Origin of the sequence: Niveispirillum sp. (assembly GCF_017996735.1) — a bacterium.
In the GTDB taxonomy this organism is placed as follows: Bacteria; Pseudomonadota; Alphaproteobacteria; order Azospirillales; family Azospirillaceae; genus Niveispirillum.
In genome coordinates this window covers 1-5,455 of sequence record NZ_JAGOGJ010000232.1, presented here as the reverse complement: position 1 = coordinate 5,455, position 5,455 = coordinate 1, and the positions used below count along the sequence as shown (strand labels likewise).

The 5,455-nt window shown below is 65.6% G+C and carries 5 protein-coding genes; all 5 read right to left on the bottom strand.

What is annotated here, in order from left to right:
• Positions 1-31: 31 nt before the first annotated feature.
• Positions 32-2,125: a transketolase C-terminal domain-containing protein gene (locus KBA48_RS32155; RefSeq protein WP_292912754.1), complete on the bottom strand. Its 2,094-nt coding sequence runs from the start codon at positions 2,123-2,125 to the stop codon at positions 32-34.
• Positions 2,126-2,259: 134 nt separating this feature from the next.
• Positions 2,260-2,724, bottom strand: coding sequence for an Lrp/AsnC family transcriptional regulator (locus KBA48_RS32150; RefSeq protein WP_292912753.1), 465 nt, complete (start codon positions 2,722-2,724; stop codon positions 2,260-2,262).
• 78 nt (positions 2,725-2,802) lie between these two features.
• Positions 2,803-3,483: a sulfite exporter TauE/SafE family protein gene (locus tag KBA48_RS32145; RefSeq protein ID WP_292912752.1), complete on the bottom strand. Its 681-nt coding sequence runs from the start codon at positions 3,481-3,483 to the stop codon at positions 2,803-2,805.
• A 45-nt stretch (positions 3,484-3,528) separates the two neighbouring features.
• Positions 3,529-4,932 (bottom strand): PepSY domain-containing protein, encoded by a 1,404-nt coding sequence (locus KBA48_RS32140; RefSeq protein WP_292912751.1) that lies wholly within the window; start codon positions 4,930-4,932, stop codon positions 3,529-3,531.
• Between the two features lie 19 nt (positions 4,933-4,951).
• A partial coding sequence (locus KBA48_RS32135; protein ID WP_292912750.1) for a TonB-dependent receptor occupies positions 4,952-5,455 on the bottom strand: 504 nt, incomplete at its 5' end.

Here is a 5,455-nt window from a genome sequence, read left to right as displayed (position 1 = left end):
CAGAATATCGATCACTTGTCGTTTCCCCGTTTCAGAAGGCGATCAGGTCGTCGATGCGGGCGCGGATGCGCTCCACCGACGGTACGGCCCAGTCCAGCAGGACGGGATTATGCGGGCTGGGAATGTCGGGCATGGTCAGGCGGGCCACCGGCGCATCCAGGTCCAGGAACACCTTGTCGGCGACCACGGCCGCGATCTCTGCCCCGAAGCCGGCCGTCTGGATATCCTCATGCACGATCAGGCAGCGCCGCGTCCGCCGGACGGATTCCAGCACGGCCCCCTCGTCCCAGGGCATCAGGGTGCGCAGATCGATGACATGCACCGACCGTCCCTCCGCCGCCGCCTGACAGCGCGGCGCCATGGCGCCCCAGGTGACGATGGTCAGGTCGTCGCCCTCGGCCAGGCTTTTGGCCTTGCCGAATTCCAGGACGTAATCGTCCCCCGGCCAGGACCGCCGCGCCCAGGCATCGTCCAGCATGGCGCGATGTTCGAAGAACAGCACCGGGTCATTGCCGCGCAGCGCGCAGCGCAGCAGGCCCACCGCATCCTCCGCATTGGACGGAACGGCCACCTTCCACCCCGGCGCGTGGCAGAACTGCACCTCGTTGGTCTGGCTGTGCCAGGGATCACCGCATTTGAAGAACCCGCCCGGCACACGCAGCACCATGGGCGCAGCGAAGCGGTTGTTGGTACGCCAGCGCATGGTGCCGCAATCGTTGATCTGCTCCATGGCCGGCTCGGCATATTTGCGGAACTGGATCTCCGGCACGGGCATCAGCCCGGCCAGCGCCATGCCGACCGCGCGGCCGACGATCCCCTCTTCCGACAGACTGGTGTCGAAGACGCGGGTTGTGCCGTATTTCTCCTGCAAGCCCAGGGTCACGGCATGCACGCCCCCCTTCGGCCCGATATCCTCGCCAAACAGCACGACGCGCGGGTTCAGGGCCATTTCCTGATCCAGGGTGCGGCGGATGGCCGTCACCATGTTCAGGCGCTGTCCCTCCGGCCTCGCCTCTGCCACCGATGGCGGCGGGACATAGCCCTGTGACCATTGCCCGCCCGTGGCCTGCACCTCGCCCTTCTCGGCGAAGACGTGCCTGACCACGCCCTGCGGATCGGCCACGGGCCGCGCCTCGGCCTTGATGCGGGCGGCGTCCACGCAGGCCCGGGCATCGGCGGCGATGGTTTCCCATTCCGCCTCCTCCAGCACGGCCGGCACCAGATAATCCTTCAGACGCGGCAACGGGTCGCGCGCCCATTCCGACGCCACAAATTCCGCCGACTTATAGGTCTGCGTATCCTGAAAGGAATGGCCCTGCAGGCGCGGCACCGTCAGGCGCAGCAGGCACGGCCCCTTGCGGTCGCGCACATGGGAAACGGCCTGATCGACCAGCCGCGCCGCCTCCGCCGGCTCCGCCCCGTCGCCGGCCAGGATAGTCAGTCCCTTGAAGCTGGCCAGGTTGGCGGCGATATTGCCGCCCGGCGTCTGCATGATCGAGGGCACGGAAATGCCGTAACCGTTATCCTCGATATAGAACAGCATGGGCAGCTGTTGCGTCGTCGCAATGGTCAGCGCAGCCCAGAAACCGTTGGACGCCACCGACCCGTCACCGCCCAGCACCACCGCGATAGACCGTTCATGGTCCGTCTGTTTCAGGACGCGGGCATAATAATCCTGCGCCTGGGCCCAGCCCGCCGTGGGCGTGTATTGCGCGCCCACCCCGCCACACATGGGCAGGGCCGACGCGCCGTCCGGGTTGGGGTAGTTGAAGACGACACCGATATCGCGCCCGTCGGAATAGCCGCCGGCCCGCCCCATGGAGGAACCCAGCGCATCCTCGATATCCACGCCCAGCGACAGCAGCATGGGGCGCGACCGGTAATAGCCGCAGGCCGCATCATGCCGGTCGGTCAGCCGCAACCCCAACAGGATCTGCGCCATGTCGTGGCCACGGGCGGAGAACTGGTAGAGCACCTTGCGCTCCGGCACCAGGACCTTCTCTTCCAGATCGTCCAGGGCGCGGGAAACATGCAGCAGATGGGCGACCCGGCGCCAGTCATAGGAGGGATCGGGCGTGTTGCGCGGCAGTTCATCGGCCAGACTGCGCCGGCTCTGAGAGATCATGCTGTCCCCGCTTTCATTCAATAACCGTCCAAACGGTCAGTGAATTATAGCCAATGTTCGGCGGGGAAACTTTGCATATGGAACCTGTCAATCCGACATCGGCGCAATAAACTTGCATCCGGCCGGGGAAGGGGTCACAGGGGCAGCGGCAGGTCCGTCGTTTCCTTCAGATCGCGCAGCACCAGCGATGACCGTACCGTGGCGATGCAGGGCAGGCGCAGCAGGCCCTGCACAAAATGATCGAACGCCTTCAGATCGGCCGCAACGACCTTCAGCATGTAATCGGCATCCCCCGTCAGCATGCAGCATTCCAGGATCTGCGGAGACGATTGCACAAAGCCGGAAAACTCCGACGTATGTTCGGTGGCATGCGAACGCAGCGTGACCACCACATATGATTTCAAGGAGAATCCCAGCTTCTGGGGCGACAGCAGGGCCGTAATGCGGCTGACATAGCCCTCCTCCCGCAACCGTTGCAGGCGGCGCGAACATTGGGAGGAGGACAGGCACACCTTCTCCGCCAACTCGCTGAGCGTGATGTCGCCCTTCTCCTGGATGGCCGACAAAAGCTTCACGTCGAAATTGTCCAGGCTGATCACTCCAGGAGCCTCCCCGTCACATTCGCGTTATCCGGCGGCCATGGGATAGCATGCGCCGACGCAAAAACATCGCATGGATTATGCGCATAGCGCCTGGATCGTGGAGGCCGGGATCAGCAGTGACAAGGGGGCCAGCACCAGGAAGGCCGCCCCCACCACCCGGCGCAGGGACGCGCGCCGCGACCAGGAGAGCAGGCGCGAATAACCGAAGGCGGCCAGGGTCACGGCCGGCAGGGTGCCCAGGCCGAACCCCGCCATCACCAGCATGCCCTGCCCCGCCCCGCCGGCAAGCGTGGCATAGAACAGGGCGGCATAGACCATGCCACAGGGCAGGAACCCCCAGAGAATGCCGGCCAGCGGACCCGCCACCAGGCCACGGCGGCGCAGCATCTCCAGCCCCGCCCCCACCGGCCCCAGCACGCGGTCGAAAATGGCCAGCGACGGCGCCAGCCCCGTCAGCGACAGGCCGATCCAGCCCAGCGTCACCGCCGCCGCCCATTGCAACACACCATAGGCGGCCCGCTGGTCGAACAGACCGTAAAGCCCGGCCCCCAGCCCGCCCAGCAGGGCACCGGCCAGCATATAGGCCAGGACGCGGCCGGCCTGGATCGACAGCAGCGACAGCGCCTGCCGCCGCCGGTCACCCGGCGGGGCCATGGCCATCAGCAGGCTGCCGGCAATGCCCCCGCACATGGCAGCGCAATGCAGGGCACTGGCCAGCCCCAGCAGCAATCCGCCGATGAAATTGATCTGTTCCATTGTTCCGCGCCACTATCCAACGGTCGCATGATGCCCGATGGATGCCTAGGCCGCCTTGCGTTGGATCAATCCGGCCACCATTCGGTCAGTGATCAATATGACCAGAAGCGACGCCCCCGCCAGCGGGAACAGCAGGCCCAGCGCCAGCGTGATCAGCACCAGATTGCGCAATTTGGCCGGCCCCGGCACCGTTGGTACGCCCATCCGCCCTTTGGGGCGGCGCTTCCACCACATCCAGGGACCGGTGACGGACAGGGCCAGGATGCCCAGGCAGGGGATCAGCATGATCACTTGGTTGGCCAGCCCGAAATAGTTCCCCAGATGCAGTTGCACGCCCAGTTCCACGGCCTTCGCGCCCCAGCCATAGTCGGCATAGGACACCTCCCGCAAAAGCTGCCCGCTATATTGATCGATATAGAGGGAACGTTGGCCCTGCGGCTGTCCGGGATAGGTGAAGGCCAGATAGACACCACGCTCACCGCGCGGTGTGGACAGGCGGTAAGGCCATTGCATGCCGTTCGCGGCCAGGATTTCGGCCACAAGATCGATGCCGATGCCCCCCGGTGCGGCCCCGATGGCCGGCCCGTGATCATGGTGGGCATGGCCGCCGCCGGACGGTTCAGGTGGGGCGGATTGCGGCATGGGTGTGGGTTCCAGGGTCCAGGGCACCTCCCCCACCGCCTGTTTGGCGGTGACGGGCGGCGTGCTGGCCGGCGCGTTATAGCCGCGATGGCTGGCCGGATAACCGATGCCCGCCGCATCCATCACACCGACCAGCATGTTGCCCCATTGCGTGGCCCAGGGCAGGCCCGTCAGGATCAGGAACAGGATCAGCAGCGCCGACCAGAAGCCCACGACCCCGTGCAGATCACGCAGCAGCGCCCGCCCCCCGGCCGTCAGCCGTGGATACAGAAAGCCGCGCAGCCGCATCGGCCCCGACGGCCACCAGAGGTAAAGCCCCGTGACAATCAGCACCGCGCCCCAGCAGGCCATCAGCTCCACGACCGCATCGCCCGCATCCCCCATCAGCAGCGATCCATGCATCTGATCGGCGATCCCGACCAGGGTGCCACCATAGTCAAGATCGCCCAGCAGGGCCGCCGTGTGCGGGTCGACAAAGACCCGGCGATTGCCGCCATCGGGCAGGGTCATGAAGATCTGCACCGACCGGTCGGGCGTGGCCGGCGTGTCGATGCGGGTGACGATGGCGCCCGGCAGATGGGCCATCGCCGTCTCCACCATCTCTCCCATCGTCACCTGTTCCGTCACCGGCGCCACGAAGCGCAGATGCGGATAGGCCAGATCATTGATCTCGTCATTGAACAGATAGATGGCACCCGTGATCGCCAGGATCAGCAGGAAGGGCGCCGTGACCAGCCCGGCATAGAAATGCCAGCGCCAGACGGCACGATAAAGCGGGCCATAGGGCTTGCTGTCGGTCTTGGCCATGGCGCCCTTCCCTTCCCGATCAGAACCGGGCCGTCAGGGTGACATCCACCCCGCGCGGCGCGCCGATATAGATGTTGGTGCTGGGGTAACCCGAATATTCGCCATAGAAGGCGTCGGTCAGGTTGCGCCCGCGCACCGACAGGCTGACCGCTTCCGTCAGACGATAGCTGACGGAGGCATCCAGCAGCCAATGGCCGCGCACAAAAATGCTGTTGGCATTGTCGGTGTAGAAGCCGCTGGCATGGCGGATAAAGGCCCCGAACGTGACCGGCACGCTATCCAGACTGTAAAGCGCCGAGGCGTTGAAGGTGGTGGTCGGCATATTGATCGGCCGGTTGCCGGCCCGGCTGACCAGCCGTCCGCTGACCAGTTCGTTCAACGCCTCATATTCGGCATCGCTGTAGGATATACCCGCCGACAGATGGAGTTGGTCGGTTGTCGCCAGATCCGCCGGCAGTTCCACACCTTTGGAGGCCAGCTCACCGCACTGCACCGCCAGAGACGGGGTGGACGGGGGACGGGG

Excerpts from the sequence above, each read along its gene's own strand:
- KBA48_RS32155 (WP_292912754.1), bottom strand. The coding sequence starts at position 2,125 with ATGATCTCTCAGAGCCGGCGCAGTCTGGCCGATGAACTGCCGCGCAAC.
- KBA48_RS32145 (WP_292912752.1), bottom strand. The coding sequence starts at position 3,483 with ATGGAACAGATCAATTTCATCGGCGGATTGCTGCTGGGGCTGGCCAGT.
- KBA48_RS32140 (WP_292912751.1), bottom strand. The coding sequence starts at position 4,932 with ATGGCCAAGACCGACAGCAAGCCCTATGGCCCGCTTTATCGTGCCGTC.